The sequence below is a fragment of the Eisenibacter elegans DSM 3317 genome, assembly GCF_000430505.1.
In the GTDB taxonomy this organism is placed as follows: domain Bacteria; phylum Bacteroidota; class Bacteroidia; order Cytophagales; family Microscillaceae; genus Eisenibacter; species Eisenibacter elegans.
In genome coordinates this window covers 237,692-252,714 of sequence record NZ_KE387152.1, presented here as the reverse complement: position 1 = coordinate 252,714, position 15,023 = coordinate 237,692, and the positions used below count along the sequence as shown (strand labels likewise).

16 protein-coding genes are annotated in these 15,023 nt (G+C 48.5%); 10 read left to right on the top strand and 6 right to left on the bottom strand.

The genetic code is table 11. The features are described 5' to 3' along the window. Positions 1–15 precede the first annotated feature (15 nt). Both G499_RS0111355 and G499_RS0111350 read left to right on the top strand, forming a co-directional pair. Positions 16–1,593: a PorP/SprF family type IX secretion system membrane protein gene (locus G499_RS0111355; RefSeq protein ID WP_081413770.1), complete on the top strand. Its 1,578-nt coding sequence runs from the start codon at positions 16–18 to the stop codon at positions 1,591–1,593. Between the two features lie 112 nt (positions 1,594–1,705). Further along, the gene (locus G499_RS0111350; RefSeq protein ID WP_027000041.1) at positions 1,706–3,673 is read left to right on the top strand and encodes a PP2C family protein-serine/threonine phosphatase; all 1,968 of its coding nucleotides are present in this window, start codon (positions 1,706–1,708) and stop codon (positions 3,671–3,673) included. Between the two features lie 68 nt (positions 3,674–3,741). Here the strand turns inward: G499_RS0111350 and G499_RS0111345 are convergent, their stop codons facing one another. Beyond that, the gene (locus G499_RS0111345) at positions 3,742–4,623 is read right to left on the bottom strand and encodes a YicC/YloC family endoribonuclease (protein ID WP_027000040.1); all 882 of its coding nucleotides are present in this window, start codon (positions 4,621–4,623) and stop codon (positions 3,742–3,744) included. A 109-nt stretch (positions 4,624–4,732) separates the two neighbouring features. Here G499_RS0111345 and purQ point away from each other — a divergent pair, with 109 nt between their 5' ends. Then, positions 4,733–5,428: a phosphoribosylformylglycinamidine synthase I gene (gene purQ, locus G499_RS0111340; RefSeq protein WP_027000039.1), complete on the top strand. Its 696-nt coding sequence runs from the start codon at positions 4,733–4,735 to the stop codon at positions 5,426–5,428. A gap of 104 nt (positions 5,429–5,532) precedes the next feature. Beyond that, positions 5,533–6,933 carry a dihydrolipoyl dehydrogenase gene (gene lpdA, locus G499_RS0111335; protein WP_027000038.1) on the top strand — a complete coding sequence of 467 codons (1,401 nt, stop codon included), beginning with the start codon at positions 5,533–5,535 and terminating at the stop codon, positions 6,931–6,933. 102 nt (positions 6,934–7,035) lie between these two features. Here the strand turns inward: lpdA and G499_RS19725 are convergent, their stop codons facing one another. The 3 genes from G499_RS19725 to G499_RS0111320 form a co-directional block, all read right to left on the bottom strand. Beyond that, on the bottom strand, positions 7,036–7,527 hold the full coding sequence (locus G499_RS19725; RefSeq protein ID WP_051296183.1) for a MarR family winged helix-turn-helix transcriptional regulator: 492 nt from the start codon (positions 7,525–7,527) through the stop codon (positions 7,036–7,038). Between the two features lie 160 nt (positions 7,528–7,687). Further along, positions 7,688–8,254 carry an elongation factor P gene (efp, locus tag G499_RS0111325; RefSeq protein WP_027000037.1) on the bottom strand — a complete coding sequence of 189 codons (567 nt, stop codon included), beginning with the start codon at positions 8,252–8,254 and terminating at the stop codon, positions 7,688–7,690. 154 nt (positions 8,255–8,408) lie between these two features. Continuing rightward, complete coding sequence (locus tag G499_RS0111320) at positions 8,409–8,717, bottom strand: winged helix-turn-helix transcriptional regulator (protein ID WP_035727300.1); 309 nt, start codon at positions 8,715–8,717, stop codon at positions 8,409–8,411. Positions 8,718–9,242: 525 nt separating this feature from the next. On the opposite strand from G499_RS0111320, the gene G499_RS19715 reads away from it, so the two are divergent. The 6 genes from G499_RS19715 (at position 9,243) to msrA (ending at position 13,951) form a co-directional block, all read left to right on the top strand. Beyond that, the gene (locus tag G499_RS19715; RefSeq protein WP_051296182.1) at positions 9,243–10,235 is read left to right on the top strand and encodes a lipase family alpha/beta hydrolase; all 993 of its coding nucleotides are present in this window, start codon (positions 9,243–9,245) and stop codon (positions 10,233–10,235) included. Positions 10,236–10,393: 158 nt separating this feature from the next. Further along, entirely contained in the window at positions 10,394–10,696 is a 303-nt protein-coding gene (locus tag G499_RS0111310; protein WP_154658421.1) for a hypothetical protein, read from the top strand. A 105-nt stretch (positions 10,697–10,801) separates the two neighbouring features. Next, positions 10,802–10,954, top strand: a complete 153-nt coding sequence (locus tag G499_RS21815) for a hypothetical protein (protein WP_154658420.1) — start codon at positions 10,802–10,804, stop codon at positions 10,952–10,954. A gap of 266 nt (positions 10,955–11,220) precedes the next feature. Then, positions 11,221–12,402, top strand: coding sequence for an exo-beta-N-acetylmuramidase NamZ family protein (locus G499_RS19710; protein ID WP_245576734.1), 1,182 nt, complete (start codon positions 11,221–11,223; stop codon positions 12,400–12,402). A gap of 144 nt (positions 12,403–12,546) precedes the next feature. Beyond that, on the top strand, positions 12,547–13,203 hold the full coding sequence (locus G499_RS0111290; protein WP_027000034.1) for a hypothetical protein: 657 nt from the start codon (positions 12,547–12,549) through the stop codon (positions 13,201–13,203). Between the two features lie 166 nt (positions 13,204–13,369). Next, positions 13,370–13,951, top strand: coding sequence for a peptide-methionine (S)-S-oxide reductase MsrA (msrA, locus tag G499_RS0111285; RefSeq protein WP_245576733.1), 582 nt, complete (start codon positions 13,370–13,372; stop codon positions 13,949–13,951). Between the two features lie 219 nt (positions 13,952–14,170). On the opposite strand, the gene G499_RS0111280 is transcribed toward msrA, so the two are convergent. Together G499_RS0111280 and G499_RS21195 are read right to left on the bottom strand one after the other, a co-directional pair. Beyond that, positions 14,171–14,497 (bottom strand): hypothetical protein, encoded by a 327-nt coding sequence (locus tag G499_RS0111280; RefSeq protein WP_154658419.1) that lies wholly within the window; start codon positions 14,495–14,497, stop codon positions 14,171–14,173. A 68-nt stretch (positions 14,498–14,565) separates the two neighbouring features. Continuing rightward, positions 14,566–15,015 carry a DUF1573 domain-containing protein gene (locus tag G499_RS21195; RefSeq protein ID WP_051296181.1) on the bottom strand — a complete coding sequence of 150 codons (450 nt, stop codon included), beginning with the start codon at positions 15,013–15,015 and terminating at the stop codon, positions 14,566–14,568. Between the last annotated feature and the right edge of the window lie 8 nt (positions 15,016–15,023).

The following is a 15,023-nucleotide window of genomic DNA, read 5'->3' as shown; positions in this document are numbered from 1 at the left end:
CTTTTCTGCAAATCAATGACATATCACCCCTACATATTTCGGACAATATACGCTCTCACGACGCTGCTAGCATTGTTTTGCCAAAGGACAGCCGTGTATGCCCAAGAAGGCATCTGGGCACAATACACAGCCACTCCGAGCACGGGCAATGTGGCGCAACAGAGTTGGTATGAGCACAGTCGGATTGGGCTGCATTACCGCAACCAGCGCCTGCCTTCGGGCGAGTCTATCCAAACGGCAGTGCTTTCGGGGTATTACCCTTTGTTCAATCGCAGCGGCCAAGCAACCCGAGCTGTCATCGGTGGGGCGGTGTGGAACGAAAATATCGCAGGGTTTGTCCAAACCAATGGTGCTAGCCTGAGTTTTTCTTACCATACCTATTTTGACAAACACCAAGTGACTGTTGGTCTTCAAGGAGGCTTTTTTCAACGTGGCATCAACCTCAACAACATCACCACTGACAGCCAGATAGCCGATGGCGTTTTCAACCTTAGCGCAGACCCCAATGAGCGTTTTGACAACCTCAGTACAAGCTACCCTAGCTTTGACGCAGGCCTGATGTGGAGCTACCGACACCGCAGCGAACAACTACACCCCAGCTATTTTGCAGGCATTGGCGGGCGTTTGCTCAACAACCCCAACATCGCCCTAGACCCCAACCAATCTGTACCTCTGTCGACTCAGCTGCACCTGAGCGCAGGAGCCTTGTTGTGGCAGCGCCAACAATGGGGGCTTTATCCCAATATGCGCCTCTTGATGATTGGCCAACAACTACTCCTACAGCCGGGGCTATGGGGACAGCTGAGCAATGCCGACCAAAGTCTCTTTCGCATAGGGGCTTGGTGGTGGAACAATGGCGCCGCAACAGTAGCCGTCAGTTATGAACAACACAATTTCTTTGCCTCTATCAGCTATGATATGGCCTTGGGCAACCAAAACCCTATAGGGGGCAATATTTGGGAGTTAGGCCTCGGTCTGAAGCTACGCCGCAAAGCTGCCCCGCGCCCTGTCAATATCAATACCTATGTGTTTTTGCCGCGCGACACCCTCGCCGGCGCACCCAAAGAAGCACCTGTGAGTTATGTGCGCCGCGATACCGTCAGTTACTTGCTCGAAGACACCCTCATCATAGTCGAGAAAAAGTACCTCAAAGAAGATACCTTGCCCAAAATAGATACCCTACTCAACAACCCCCGTGAGCTCATCGAAATCAAGCCTGATTCTACCCTAAAAATCGATACAGTCTTTGCGACAGTCTATGTAGAAATACGCAGCGAAGAGTTGCGCTTTGATTCCTACCAAACGACTATCTTGCCCCGGGCCAAAGCACAACTTAGACTCATGCAAGATTGGCTCGAAGTCAATCCTCAAATGTTGTTGCAAGTCATCGGTTATAGCGACCAAGAGGAGCACACCGCTACTCGCGGGATGCTGGCTCGTGTGCGGGCAGAGGAGGTGGTGCGTGAATTGCTCACTATGGGCATTCCCCGCGACAAAATCAAACTATTGCCCCCCTCCACCTTTGCACCCCCAGGCGAAAGTGCCGAAAGCCTACGCCGTGTAGAAGTGATTCTAGTCAGCCCCGGGCGTTAATATTCATTCACAGAACAGTATTTTGATAGGAAATATCAAAATACTAATGGTTTTGCATACATTTTGCACCTTACTCGCTTAAATTTGCCCTTAGCCCTTGGTTTAACATTTTATGACACATCTGCTCCGTTTTGTTTTGATGATGATTGGTCTGGCGTTTTTGGCTGTGGCTCCACTTACAGCCCAAAAACAATTGCAAGGCTCGATATATAGCTATCACGACGGGCGTATCTTGGTAGGAGCCAAAGTGTATATCAAAGGTTTTGAGCAAAATACTGTATTGAGCGACGCAGAGGGGAATTTTGCTATCAATATCCCCACTGAGATTCCCCAAAATGCGCGCTTTAAGCTTTATGTGCTGCCCCAAGACGAGATTTATCCCACCATCGTCAACCTATATAACGATCAAATTAAATTTATCAAAGTTCCCGTAACTCAGGTTATTGCGGCCAATGTACCCACCAAGAAGGAAGTGGTATTGGCGGCGGCCAATGTTACCAATCCTCCACTCACGGCGGCTCTCCCTCCTGCCGAAAAGCTACGCCGTGATACGACCTATATGCCCGTTCCGGGAACACTCGCCGCCGTACAGCTGCTCCCCAAAACAGGGAAAGTAAAGAAGATGCAAAGCCAAGGGCTGGCCGCCATTACCAATATCAATGCCCTCAACGTTGACCGCAACCAGCCTACCAATGCCGAAACACTCAAAAAAGACATCAGTAGCCTGACCGAAAAACTCGAAGATGAGCAGCGTAAGATGATTGACCGCAACCAACGAATTGCCAACGAAATTCGGGAAATCTCGCGCAAACTACAAGATACTCCAGACATCAGCGACGAAGAGCGTAACTTCTTGATTGACCAAATCAGAAAGCTCGAACAACAACTCGAAGCCAACAACCTTGCCTTCAAACAAGCACAGGCCATTGCCCGTACCGAGATAGACTCGATGAAGGATAATCTTGATAAGACAAACGCCTTCCTCAAACAAAGCCAACGCATTATCTATGGCCTGGCAGCCGTCTTGTTGTTGTTTCTTATTGTGGGATATATCCTATATCTCATTGCCCGCAGGCGCAAAGCCCAACGTGATGAGTTGATTGCCAAAAATCAGGAAATAGAAGCACAAAAACGCATTCTCGAACAACAAAAACAAGAAATAGAAGCCAGCAAACGCGCTGTAGAAGATACCAACAGCCAACTCCAACATACTATGCAGGAGCTAGAAGAGGTATACCTCAAAGTGCGCGACAGTATACGATATGCCCAAAAAATTCAGGAAGCCATCCTGCCCGTCATCCGAAAAGGAAAGCTCGGCTGGATAGCAGGGCAGTTTGTCTATTATCAACCCAAGGACATCGTATCGGGTGATTTCTACTGGGAATCACGGGTACAGGCCGAAGGTAAATTTTATCATTTCATCGCTGTGGTAGACTGTACCGGGCACGGCGTACCGGGGGCTTTTATGAGTCTCATCGGCTATTCTTTGCTCAATGAGCTGGTCAATGAGCAAAAAATTTATGATCCCTCCGAGATTCTCTCCGAGCTGCACGCCCGTGTGTTTACACGCCTCAAACAATACAATGTCGATGCCAACAACGATGGGATGGATCTCTGCCTGCTGCGCATAGAAGACCGTAACGAACAGCCAGTTGCAGTATTTGCCGGCGCAAAACGCCCGCTCATCTTGGTGCGCGAACACAAAGCCCAAGTATTCAAGGGAACACGCCGCTCTATTGGTGGAATGGTCATCGAAGGCAAGGATTTTGCCAATGAAGAGTTTATCTTAGAACCATCGGATATGATTTATCTCACTACAGACGGCTATGTAGATACCCCTAACTTAGAACGCAAAAACTACGGTACACAAAAGCTGCTTTACTTCCTCGAAAATATCGCCCACCTCCCCGTAGAAGAACAACGCGATGCGCTTATTCGGGAATTGTACATCCACACTACAAGCGAAGCAGGCAAGCCAGCCAGCCAGCCACGCTCTATTCAGGATGCTCAACAACGTATCTCCGACAGAACTCGCGACGACATCACCATCATCGGCATTATGATAGGCCATAGCCGCTAAGGCCAGCCCTGACCGGAGATTAGAAGCTTATTGTACCCCTAGGCGTAAGGTGTCCTTTTGTAGATTGTTTATAAAATATTGAGTGCCTGTTCTTTGATTTTTTCAAGCGCTTCTTTCATTCCCACTACCCAGCGCTGTAGCTGCGCATCGTTGGCCTTAGAACCTATGGTATTGATTTCGCGTCCCATCTCTTGCGCAATGAAGTTGAGCTTCTTACCCGAAGGCTCGGGGTGGCGCAAAGCCTCCAAAAAGTGATCTATATGACTTTGAAGACGGACTTTCTCTTCGGAGATGTCAAGCTTTTCGATATAATAGACCATCTCCATTTCGAAGCGGTTGGGGTCGAAAGCCTCATCGTTTTTGAGGTCGTGGATACGCTGTTGGATACGCTCCCGGATATTGGCCACACGCTTGGGGTCATAGGCGATGATTTGTTCCAAATTTTGTTGGATATGGCGCACATCGTTCTCAAAGCTTTGGGCAAGCTTTTGGCCTTCGTCTTTGCGGAAGGCAAGACATTGGGCAATGGCTTGATGAATAGTAGCCAATACAGCCTCCCACTGGGCAGCCTCGGCGGCTTCGTCACGGGCATCGGGCGCAACCACATCGGGCAACTGCATCACAATCCCCAACAACTGATCGGTAGGCGCACCCACCTGCTGGGCTACGGCTTGGAGCTTTTGGTAGTAGGCCGCAATCACCTCTGTCTGAAGTTGGTTTTGGAGCGACTTGTTTTTGTCTTTCAGCTCTAAATGAAGGTTGATTTTGCCTCGTTGTAGCTTTTCGGTCAGGAGGTTACGAATTTGCAACTCCCGCTCAGCGCCTAAAGCTCTAGGCAGACGCAGGTATATATCGATGTATTTGCTATTGAGCGATTTGAGTTCGGCAGTAACAGATAGCGCGTCGCTTTCGTGTGTGGCAGCACCGAAGCCGGTCATAGAAAGAACCATAAATGCAGACGTAAAAAGTGAGAAATATCGTACGAATTAAGTACTTTTGCTGTCAGTTCTCCAAAAGTAAGCATTTCTCACCACCCTGACGTTACCTGCCCAGAAATTTATGAAATTTGGCGTAATAGTTTTCCCCGGCTCCAACTGCGACGACGATATGGTCTACGCCTTAGGCGAAGTATTAGGCCAGCCCACTGTCAAACTTTGGCACAAAGATACCGACCTCCAAGGCTGCGATGTGCTCATCGTTCCGGGAGGTTTTTCTTATGGCGATTATCTGCGCTCCGGCGCAATCGCCCGATTTTCACCCATTATGACTGCCGTGGCCACACACGCCGCACACGGGGGCTATGTGATGGGCATCTGCAATGGGTTTCAAATCCTGACCGAAGCCGGCTTGTTGGAGGGCGCACTGCTCAAAAACAATAGCCAGAAATATATCTGCAAAAATATTTACCTCCGTGCCCAAAACACCAGCACAGCGCTGACAGCAGGGCTTTCGACCGAGGAGGTCTACAAAATCCCCATTGCCCACGGCGACGGGCGCTTTTTTGCTCCGGCAGATACCCTAGCCAAGCTCCAAGACAAAGACCAAGTGCTTTTCCGCTACTGCGATGCCCAAGGCCAATATACCGAAGAGGCCAATCCTAATGGCTCTCTCCATAACATCGCCGGTATTTGTAACGAAGGACGCAATGTGTTTGGGATGATGCCACACCCCGAGCGCGCCATCCACACCCACCTAGGCAATACCGATGGGCAGGCGATATTGGGTAGCCTCATCGCATACGCCCTACAAGTCTAATACTTCGTGATGACATTCAGCAAAGGCCAAGGGGACACACTTGGCCTCTTTGTTGTTTAGCTTTGTATCATTATCCAATCAATTTTATCTAAATCCCTGATTATATGAACTACGACGTGATTGTGATAGGCTCCGGCCCCGGCGGATATGTGGCAGCCATTCGAGCAGCCCAGCTAGGACTCAAAACAGCCATTATTGAAAAATACCCCACCCTCGGTGGAACTTGCCTCAATGTAGGTTGTATCCCTTCTAAAGCCCTGCTCGACTCGTCCGAACATTACCACAATGCCGACAAGATGTTTGCCAAGCACGGCATCAACCTCAAAGACCTATCGGTAGATATGCCCCAAATGATTGCCCGCAAAGATGAGGTGGTCAAGCAAACTTGTGATGGGGTAAAATACCTGATGGACAAAAACAAAATTACGGTATATGAAGGCGTGGGCGCTTTCAAAGATAAAAATACCGTTGTCATCAGCCAAAAAGATGGCAAACAAGAAACCATCCAAGGCAAAAATATCATCATCGCGACAGGCTCCAAGCCTACACCCCTGCCTTTTGCACCCTTCGACAAAAAGCGCATCATCTCCTCTACCGAAGCCCTGAGCCTGAAAGAAATCCCCAAGTCGATGATTGTCATCGGTGCCGGCGTGATTGGCGCAGAGCTAGGCTCTGTCTATGCACGCATTGGTACTGAAGTAACGATGCTGGAGTTTATGGATGGCATGATTCCGACAATGGACAAAACAATGGGCAAGGAGCTGCTCAAATCTGTCAAAAAACTGAAAATCAAGACCAACTTCAGCCATAAAGTAACTGCCGTAGAGGTGTACGACAAGGGCGTGAAAGTAACTGCCGAAGACAAAAGCGGCAAGTCGGTCAGCTTTGAAGCCGAATACTGCTTGGTGTCTATCGGTCGCCGCCCCTATACAGAGGGCTTGAATGTTGAAGCCGCCGGACTGAAACTAGACGAGCGCGGACGCATTCCGGTAGACGCACACCTGCAAACCAGCGTGCCGGGCATCTATGCCATCGGGGATGTGGTCAAAGGGGCGATGCTGGCCCACAAGGCTGAAGAAGAAGGCGTGTTTGTGGCCGAAACCATTGCCGGGCAAAAGCCACACATCAACTACTTGCTCATCCCGAACGTAGTCTATACTTGGCCCGAAGTAGCCGGCGTAGGCTATACCGAGCAAGAGCTGAAAGACGCAGGCCGCGCCTACAAGTCGGGAGAGTTTCCCTTCAAAGCCCTAGGCCGAGCCCGCGCCAGTACCGATATTGAAGGCTTGGTCAAAATATTGGCCGACAAAACTACAGATGAAATTCTGGGCGTACATATCATCGGCGCACGCGCTGCCGATTTGATTATGGAAGGGGTCGTGGCGATGGAATACCGCGCCACTGCTGAAGACATCTCCCGTATGTCGCATCCACATCCTACCTACTCAGAGGCGTTTAAGGAAGCTTGCTTGGCCGCTACCGAAAACCGCGCCCTACATATCTAATCGAACCCCTCCAACTATTGGTTGATTGAAGAAGCTCCTCCCCTGCCAAAAGCAGATGTGAGGGGCTTTTTTATTTGGCGGTACAACGCACTAAACCAACGCTCACCCCTTATTTTTCTCCACAAGTGGCTCTAGTTCTATGAGTTGACGGCCGTCTTGTACTTGCTGTAGTTGTTTTTCGACGACAGACTGTACCTTGTTGATGACTTCAAAAAAGACTTGCAGCTTGTCGTCGGGGACGGCCTCGCGCACGTGATGGTTGAAGTTTTTGACGATGATGCGTGAGATTTCGCGCACCTCGCGCCCCCTGTCGGTCAGGAAAATACGGAAGCAGCGGCGATCTTTGGCATCTTGTACTTTGTAGATAAAGCCGTCCTCTTCCATACTTTTGAGCGTACGGGTGATGCTGCGGGCTTCTAAGCCTAGCAGCGGAGCGATTTTGGTGGCGGGAGTGCCATGCTCGTTGTCGATATTGAGCAAGATATAGCCGATAGAAATAGTGCCGCCATACTGCGCGGCTTGGGTGTTGTACATCCGCGCAATGGCGTGCCAGCAGGCCTTGATGTTATAATCGATAGATTCTTCTCTTTTCATAAGACAGAGGGTCAGTCCGCTACCGTAGGAGGGTTTGTGCGGCATTATCAAAAGAAGCGCCGTGCGTTTGCATTGCACAGCGCTTGCCAATCAGAGGGTTTGGATATAGAGACGCTTCACAAAGCAGCCAAGATTATTAAGCATAACAATCTTGGAGGGCTTATGATTTCACACGCTCCATATAATCGCCGGTGCGGGTATCGACCTTGATTTTGTCGCCAGTATTGACAAAAAGCGGTACGCGCACCTCTGCGCCGGTTTCGAGGGTAGCCGGCTTGAGGGTGTTGGTAGCGGTATCGCCTTTGAGGCCGGGCTCTGTATAAGTAACTTCTAGCTCTACACTTTGGGGAGGCTCTACCATGATGGGCTGTGTGCCGTCTTCAAAAGAGATGATGAGGTTCATCCCCTCTTTCAAGAACTTGAATGCATCGCCTACCAAGGCTTTGTCGATGGGGATTTGCTCGTAGTTCTCAGGATCCATACACATCAGCATTTCGCCGTCGAGGTAAAGGTATTGATAGCCACGTACTTCTACCCGAACAAATTCGATAGATTCGCCAGAGCGGAAGCGGTGCTCAAGGTTTTTGCCGTTACGCACGTTGCGCATTTTTACTTGATAAAAAGCGCGCAAGTTGCCCGGAGTGCGGTGTTCGTATTCTGTTACTTGTACCAATTCTCCGTTGAAGCGCATAAAAGCACCTCTTGAAAGGTCTGCAGTTGTTGCCATTAGCTCAACAATTATGGGTGATTTTTAGGCACAAAGATAGTACAATTAGCCCAAAATATTGCCCAATACCGCAATTATGGGGGCTAAACCTGACAGTAGCTAGATTTTTGTGTGGTTTTGGGGCTGCTGGGGCTATAATATTGCCGTGTAATCCTCAGCCCTCACACGAGGTATGATGCAGGCGCGGCTCGTGTTGGGCAGCCTCTTGCCCCCATTGGGCGATAGCGCGAAGCAGCGGAAGCAGGGTTTGGCCAAAGCTTGTCAGGGCATACTCTACCTTGAGCGGGGGCTTCTCGGTCAAGACTGACCGCGAAATCAGCCCGTCGGCCTCCAACTCCTTGAGCTGAAGGCTCAAAATCCGCTCCGTAACGGTGGGCAGCGCCTTGCGCAGCTTGTTGTAGCGCAGTGGTGTGTGGAGGTGTATGAGGATGGCGGCCTTCCATTTGTCCCCTATATACCTCATTGTGAGGCTTGTGCTACAGGGGTACTGCTTGTCGTCTATACAATACATCAGTGATACCAAGGTTTATTTGAGAGGCTTTCGCCACGGATACACGAATGGATATAAAGTCTATCAAACAACTGTTATAACCCTGATTTTGGTGCAGAAGCCCTATCCTAGAAATTAGGAGCTTGTTTAAACTTTCAATGTAGCTCTCAAAACCAGCTGATTTTTGTGCTGATACTAGGCAAAAAACGTAGGCGTGATGCTTAGCCCACGATTTTAGCTGTGGAAGGGCTACGGCGAGCATTATTGACGACATAGCAGCCACAAAGCAGTATTTTGGTATCGATGAAGAGAGTTTTAGACAAGCTCTAAATATGGTGAATCTTGATATAAATTTTCAACACGCCCTCAAAACGAATGATTTTTGTGCTGATACTAGGCAAAAAACGTAGGCGTGATGCTTAGCCCACGATTTTAACCGTGGGAGGGCTTAGAAAAAAGATACATAACCGTCCGAAAGAGGGCTCAACCCCATTGCCAATGCACAAGTTTCTAAAAAACCTCTCAAAAGTAGGCAGCCACACCCTTAGCATCTTAAACGGTGCTGTAGGCGACAAGCTGCAAAACAGTCTCCTCGAAGTACCAATGGGCTTTTATGCCGACAACCGCCAGCTCCCCCTAGAGCCACAAGCCATTGCCGCCCATTGCCAACGAGCAGCGTCCACCATCAGCCCCAAAGTCTGTATCCTGATACACGGCCTCACCCACAACGAAATGGCCTGGAACTTCCCCGACAACAGCAATTACGGCACTTTCCTAGAGCGAGACTTCGGCCATGTGCCTTTCTACTTGCGCTACAACACCGGGCTACACATTTCGGAAAACGGGCAAAAACTGACCCAACTCCTAGAGCAGCTCCACACACAGTACCCCGTTGCGCTAGAAGAAATATGCCTCCTAGCACACAGTATGGGGGGCTTGTTGGTACACAGCGCCTGCCACTACGCCCAAGAACAAGGCCACCAATGGCCTCACAAAGTGCGCTTCATCTTCTTACTGGCTACGCCGCACCTTGGCTCCTTCCTCGAACAGTTTGCCCACCTTACCACCCATATCTTGGCGCGCGTGCCCAACTGGCAGACACGCCTCGTCGGCAAGGCCATCGACTTGCGCAGCGATGGTATCAAAGACCTCCGCTTTGGCTACCTCAGAGAAGAGGATTGGCAAAACCCACCCGAAGGCGCATTCGAACGCCACCAAAACAACATCCAAAAACTCGAAAATGCCGCCTATTACGTCATTGCCGCAAGGCTCACCCAAAAACAAAAACATTGGGTAAGTACCCTATTTGGCGATATTTTGGTCAATACTCACAGTGCCAGCGCCCACGAAGACCAGACCTATGCCTTCCCCCCCGAAAACTGTTATGAGTTCGCCGAAACCAACCACTTCAAAATACAGACTAAACCAGAAGTATACGAAAAGATAAAAGACTGGATTACGCAAACGCATACACAAAACACCCACCCCTGATAGGGTGCAACAACCGATGCCTACCTGTTTGCGTTTTCAGCCAATAACACCTACATTCACCATCAAACCCTACCCTCCTGCTCTTGGTGGCTGTATGTGCTCCCGCCTACGCCCAAAAGGGAAAGCAAAAAAACAAAGCCAAAAACAAGTCCGTAATTGTGAGCATGCCCACCTACCTAACGGCTACGGTAGTGGTGATGGCCGAAGTAGACAACCAAGTCCTTATTACCTCTGAGGCCAATGCGGTACTCTCAGATGCCGACCAGTATTTCAGCAAAAACAAGCATTGCAGCGCATTTTTGCACAAAAAAGATGCAAACAGCAAGTTGACCACACTCGACCATTTGATAGGCCAAGGGCAGATTGCCGAGATGGAGGGCTATTTCATCAAGGTCATCTTCAAACAAGATAGTTGCAATACCGAAGGGCTACAACTCGATAGCGGCGTTACCCTGATGTAAGAGTAAACGCTTTGTTTCAACTTACTGAACATTTTTGGAAAAATAGCCCAGCTTCCTTGAGCCCCAATACATCCTTCTTACCCAATATCAAACCGTTTTTTATTGATGAAAACCCTGCTCATCTTAGCAAAAATCCTGTTTTTTACAAGCCCCTTGCTTTTGGCCCAAACCCAAGAAGAAATTGACAGAAAACTTGAGTATTACCGAAAAAGTATTCAAGGAAGTGGTATGCTATACCCGATAAAGAGTAGTATGTGAATATTTATTGGTCTTGGCTCAGTGCTGTGTTTGTGTCGTTGATGAAAAACAACCGGCAAACAAGAATAAACAAGAATATTGCATAAAAACTTCGCTACCAGCGTGTTTAGTTGGCTCAAAGATCAAATCACCTATCAAAATTGGCGCTATTTTTGGAAAATACGGAGATATAAGCCTTTTTTATAAAACACTTCACTATGGCCTGCGTACAAACCTCTGCATAACTTCACTCTGAGCTGACCCGTTTTAAAAATATGTTGTATAAAATGCTCTTCTGGTTACTAGGCATCCAAGCCCTAGAAATGCCTGCTCTCAACATTGCGGCACTCCAAACCACGCCCGACAGCGTGGTAGCAGCCTCTATGGTCGAAATAGGAGCCGCAAGGATGGATTTGTACCTCCCCCTACTACAAGGCAAACGAGTGGGCTTGGTAGTCAACCATACCTCTTTGGTTAACCAAACACACCTCGTCGATACGCTGCTAAGCCTACAGGTTGAAGTGAAGAAGATATTTGTTCCCGAACACGGCTTTAGGGGCGATGCCGACGCTGGAGAAAGTGTCAGCAGTACGGTAGACTCCCGCACAGGGCTGCCCATTGTGTCACTGTATGGCAAAACCAAAAAGCCCAGCCCGGCTCAGCTCGAAGATATTGACTTGATGATTTTTGATATCCAAGATGTAGGTACACGCTTCTACACCTATATCAGCACGATGCACTATGTGATGGAAGCCTGCGCCGAACAAGATAAAATTGTACTGGTCTTTGATCGACCCAACCCCAACGGCGACTATATCGACGGGCCTATCTGCGAGCCGGCCTTCCGCTCTTTTGTCGGGATGCACCCTATCCCCATTGTCCACGGACTCACTGTGGGTGAGCTAGCCCTGATGATTAACGGCGAAAACTGGCTCAAAACCGAAAAAACCTGCGAGCTTTACGTTGTGCCTGTCAAGCACTATGCCCGCTGGCAGCCCTATACCCTCCCTGTGAAACCTTCGCCCAACTTACCCAACCAACACGCTATCCGCTGGTACCCCTCTCTATGTTTGTTTGAGGGTACAGTGATGAGTGTAGGGCGTGGAACCTATTTCCCTTTTCAGGTGCTAGGCTATCCTATGGCAGGTATGGGCAGCTTTGAGTTTGTTCCTCAAAGCATCCAAGGGATGGCCAAACAACCCAAACACCAAGACAAGCGCTGCTATGGGGTAGACTTGCGTTATATACAGCCCGAAAAAGCATTGGATTTGGACTACCTCATCAGTTTTTATAAGAAATACCCTGAGCCTTCGCGCTTTTTCAACAATTACTTCGACACCCTAGCCGGCACAGCCAAGTTGCGTCAACAAATCCAAGCCGGAATGTCGGCCAAGGCCATTCGCGAATCTTGGCAAAAACCCTTGGCCGAGTACCAACAAGTAAGACAAAAATATTTGCTATACCAGTAGTGCTAAGTTGGGGTATGGTTGCCAAAAAAAATTATCTTTGCTCCATCACCAAGGCGGCTCTTCTGCGATTTTAGGTGCCAAAGGCATCGCTAAAAGGATTTTATCAAAGTGGTAGAAGCGGCCACAAACCATTCCAAACAAGCAATGCGTAAATATTTTTGGCTTTTGATAGGGGCAGTAGGGGTAGGATTTTTTTTGTTCAATACCAATCTTGGCAACCACAACCACAAGCCATCGGCCTTGGTGTCGGCGAGTTTGGTAACACGTTGTCAAGAAAACTACGGCGAGCAGGTAGAAAACATTGCGGATACCCTCCAAATTCCGGCGGTATATATCAAGGCGCTCATCATCTTGGAATGCTCGGCCAAAAAACCGGCATCGCCACGCTTTGAACCCAAAGTATTTGAAAAACTACAGGCCGTGCGCGACGGGAAAGAGGAAAAATACAGTGGCATTACGACGGCAATGGTCAAAGGAATGAGCGACAAACGCCTAGAAGCATTGGCTACCTCTTGGGGGCCATTACAGATTATGGGCTATCATACCCTGCATTTTGGCTGGAGCCTACAAGACCTCACCGGCGACAAGGCGCTCTACTATGGCATGCTTTGGTGTAAGAAAAATTATGCCCGCTACCTTGACCGCCGCGACTACCGCAATGCTTTTCACTATCACAACACAGGCAAGCCACACCCAGTGATGTGGAACGGCCATACCCACGATCCCGATTATGTAGCCAAAGGCTTGGCTTATATCCGCTTGTTTGAACAAAGCCCGCCAACAACACAAGCCCAACCATAAAACTTTTTCCGCCTATGGAGAGTTATGCTTTATAAATTTATAAAGCACAACAAACAGGGCTATGAATTATCAAAACTCTCTGATGTACAGCAGCTTGATAGCTTTTTGCTTTTGGGCTTTCTCTGCCTGTACCTTTCAATCTTCTAACGCTCAACAAGCAAATATTATGACCACCGCCAACCTTAACGCAAATACTGACAACCCAACAGATAGCCTCGAAACCATCACGTTAGGAGCTGGGTGTTTTTGGTGTGTTGAAGCTGTTTTTCAACGTGTTGAAGGAGTACATAGTGTGGTATCGGGTTATATGGGTGGGCAAGTCAAAAATCCAACCTACAAAGAAATATGTACTGGTCTTACGGGACACGCCGAAGTATGTCAGTTGACCTTTGACCCCAAGGTAGTCTCATTGGTGGATGTGCTGGAGGTCTTCTGGGGAACCCACGACCCCACAACCCTCAACCGACAAGGCAATGACGTAGGGACACAGTACCGCTCGGCTATTTTTTATCATACCGAACAACAGCGCCAAGTAGCCGAAACCTACAAAACCAAGCTCGATGCATCGGGGGTGTTCAAGAAACCTGTTGTTACAGAAATCACCCCGGCCAGCATTTTTTATGTAGCCGAAGATTATCACCAAAACTATTACAACAATAACCCTAACCAAGGGTATTGTGCATACATCATTACCCCTAAACTCAAGAAATTCAAAGAAGTATTTGGTGACAAAGCCAAAGCACAATAAACCTAGCTAGTGGCTGTGTCCCCACAGCCACACTAGCTTTTTGAGCGGCCTTTGCAGTTATGCCAAACCACAATTGGCTTGGGAAATGTGTCCACTAAAAATCCTTGAGTATCAAGAAAATCAAATCCCCAAATCTTGTGAATCTTGTTATAAAAAAGCCCAACCACAACGAAAGTCAAAAATATCCGGTGTTGTGCTGCTACATTATTCCTCAATAGTTTATTTTATTCCTTTCTTACGCAGCATTTTCTGCCGGTTTTGCATTTCTTTTTTCCGCCTCAGCTCTGCTTTGGTTACTTGTTGGTTGATGGATTTGCTGTGTTTTTGGCGGCGTTGTTCGGTATTGGATAGTTGGCGGCGTTTGTTTTGTTCGGCCTTGGTCATCTCACCGTTTTTGCGGGCTTTTTTTACCGCTTTGGTGTGTGATTTGAGCATCGCCTGCCGTTGTTTTTCGGCCTGAGTCTGGATCTCTGTTTGGGCTTGTAACACTTCTGGGGCAAGCCAACTCATCAGGGTCAAAACAAGAACATAAGCTAAAGTACGCATAGCGCTAAGGGTTTGGGCAAAAAAATAAACGTTATCGAGCAACATCCCAATAACGCTTACAGAGCCGATTAGTGTATGACCCTCCCTTCTAACACCAGCTTTTCTTCGGGGTTACGCGCATTAGAAAATACGACAAAGACCTTGCGTTTGAAATCAACCCGTTCCTTGGGGTGAGCTGTATCATAGAGCACCGTGATTTTGGAGGTAGCATTGGGAGCGATAGCCTCTTTATCCCATTCTATCCAAACACACTCACAGCCGCCGTGAATTTCATAAATCAACAACGGCTCTGTACCTGTGTTTTTGAGATAAAAGTGTTGGCGAACGATATCCCCTTTTCGGACGGTATCAAAGCTAAGGACTTTTTTGACCAATGAAAGTTCGGCAGTTTGCAGTGCTTTGTTTTGTTGGAGAGCTTCGGCAGGGTTGTAGGTCGAGGCGGCCTCTTGGGCAGAGAGCAAGCCCGGCACAAGTAGCCAACAAAAGCTGAGGGTAATGATAGTGCGCCAGATAATCATAAGTAGTG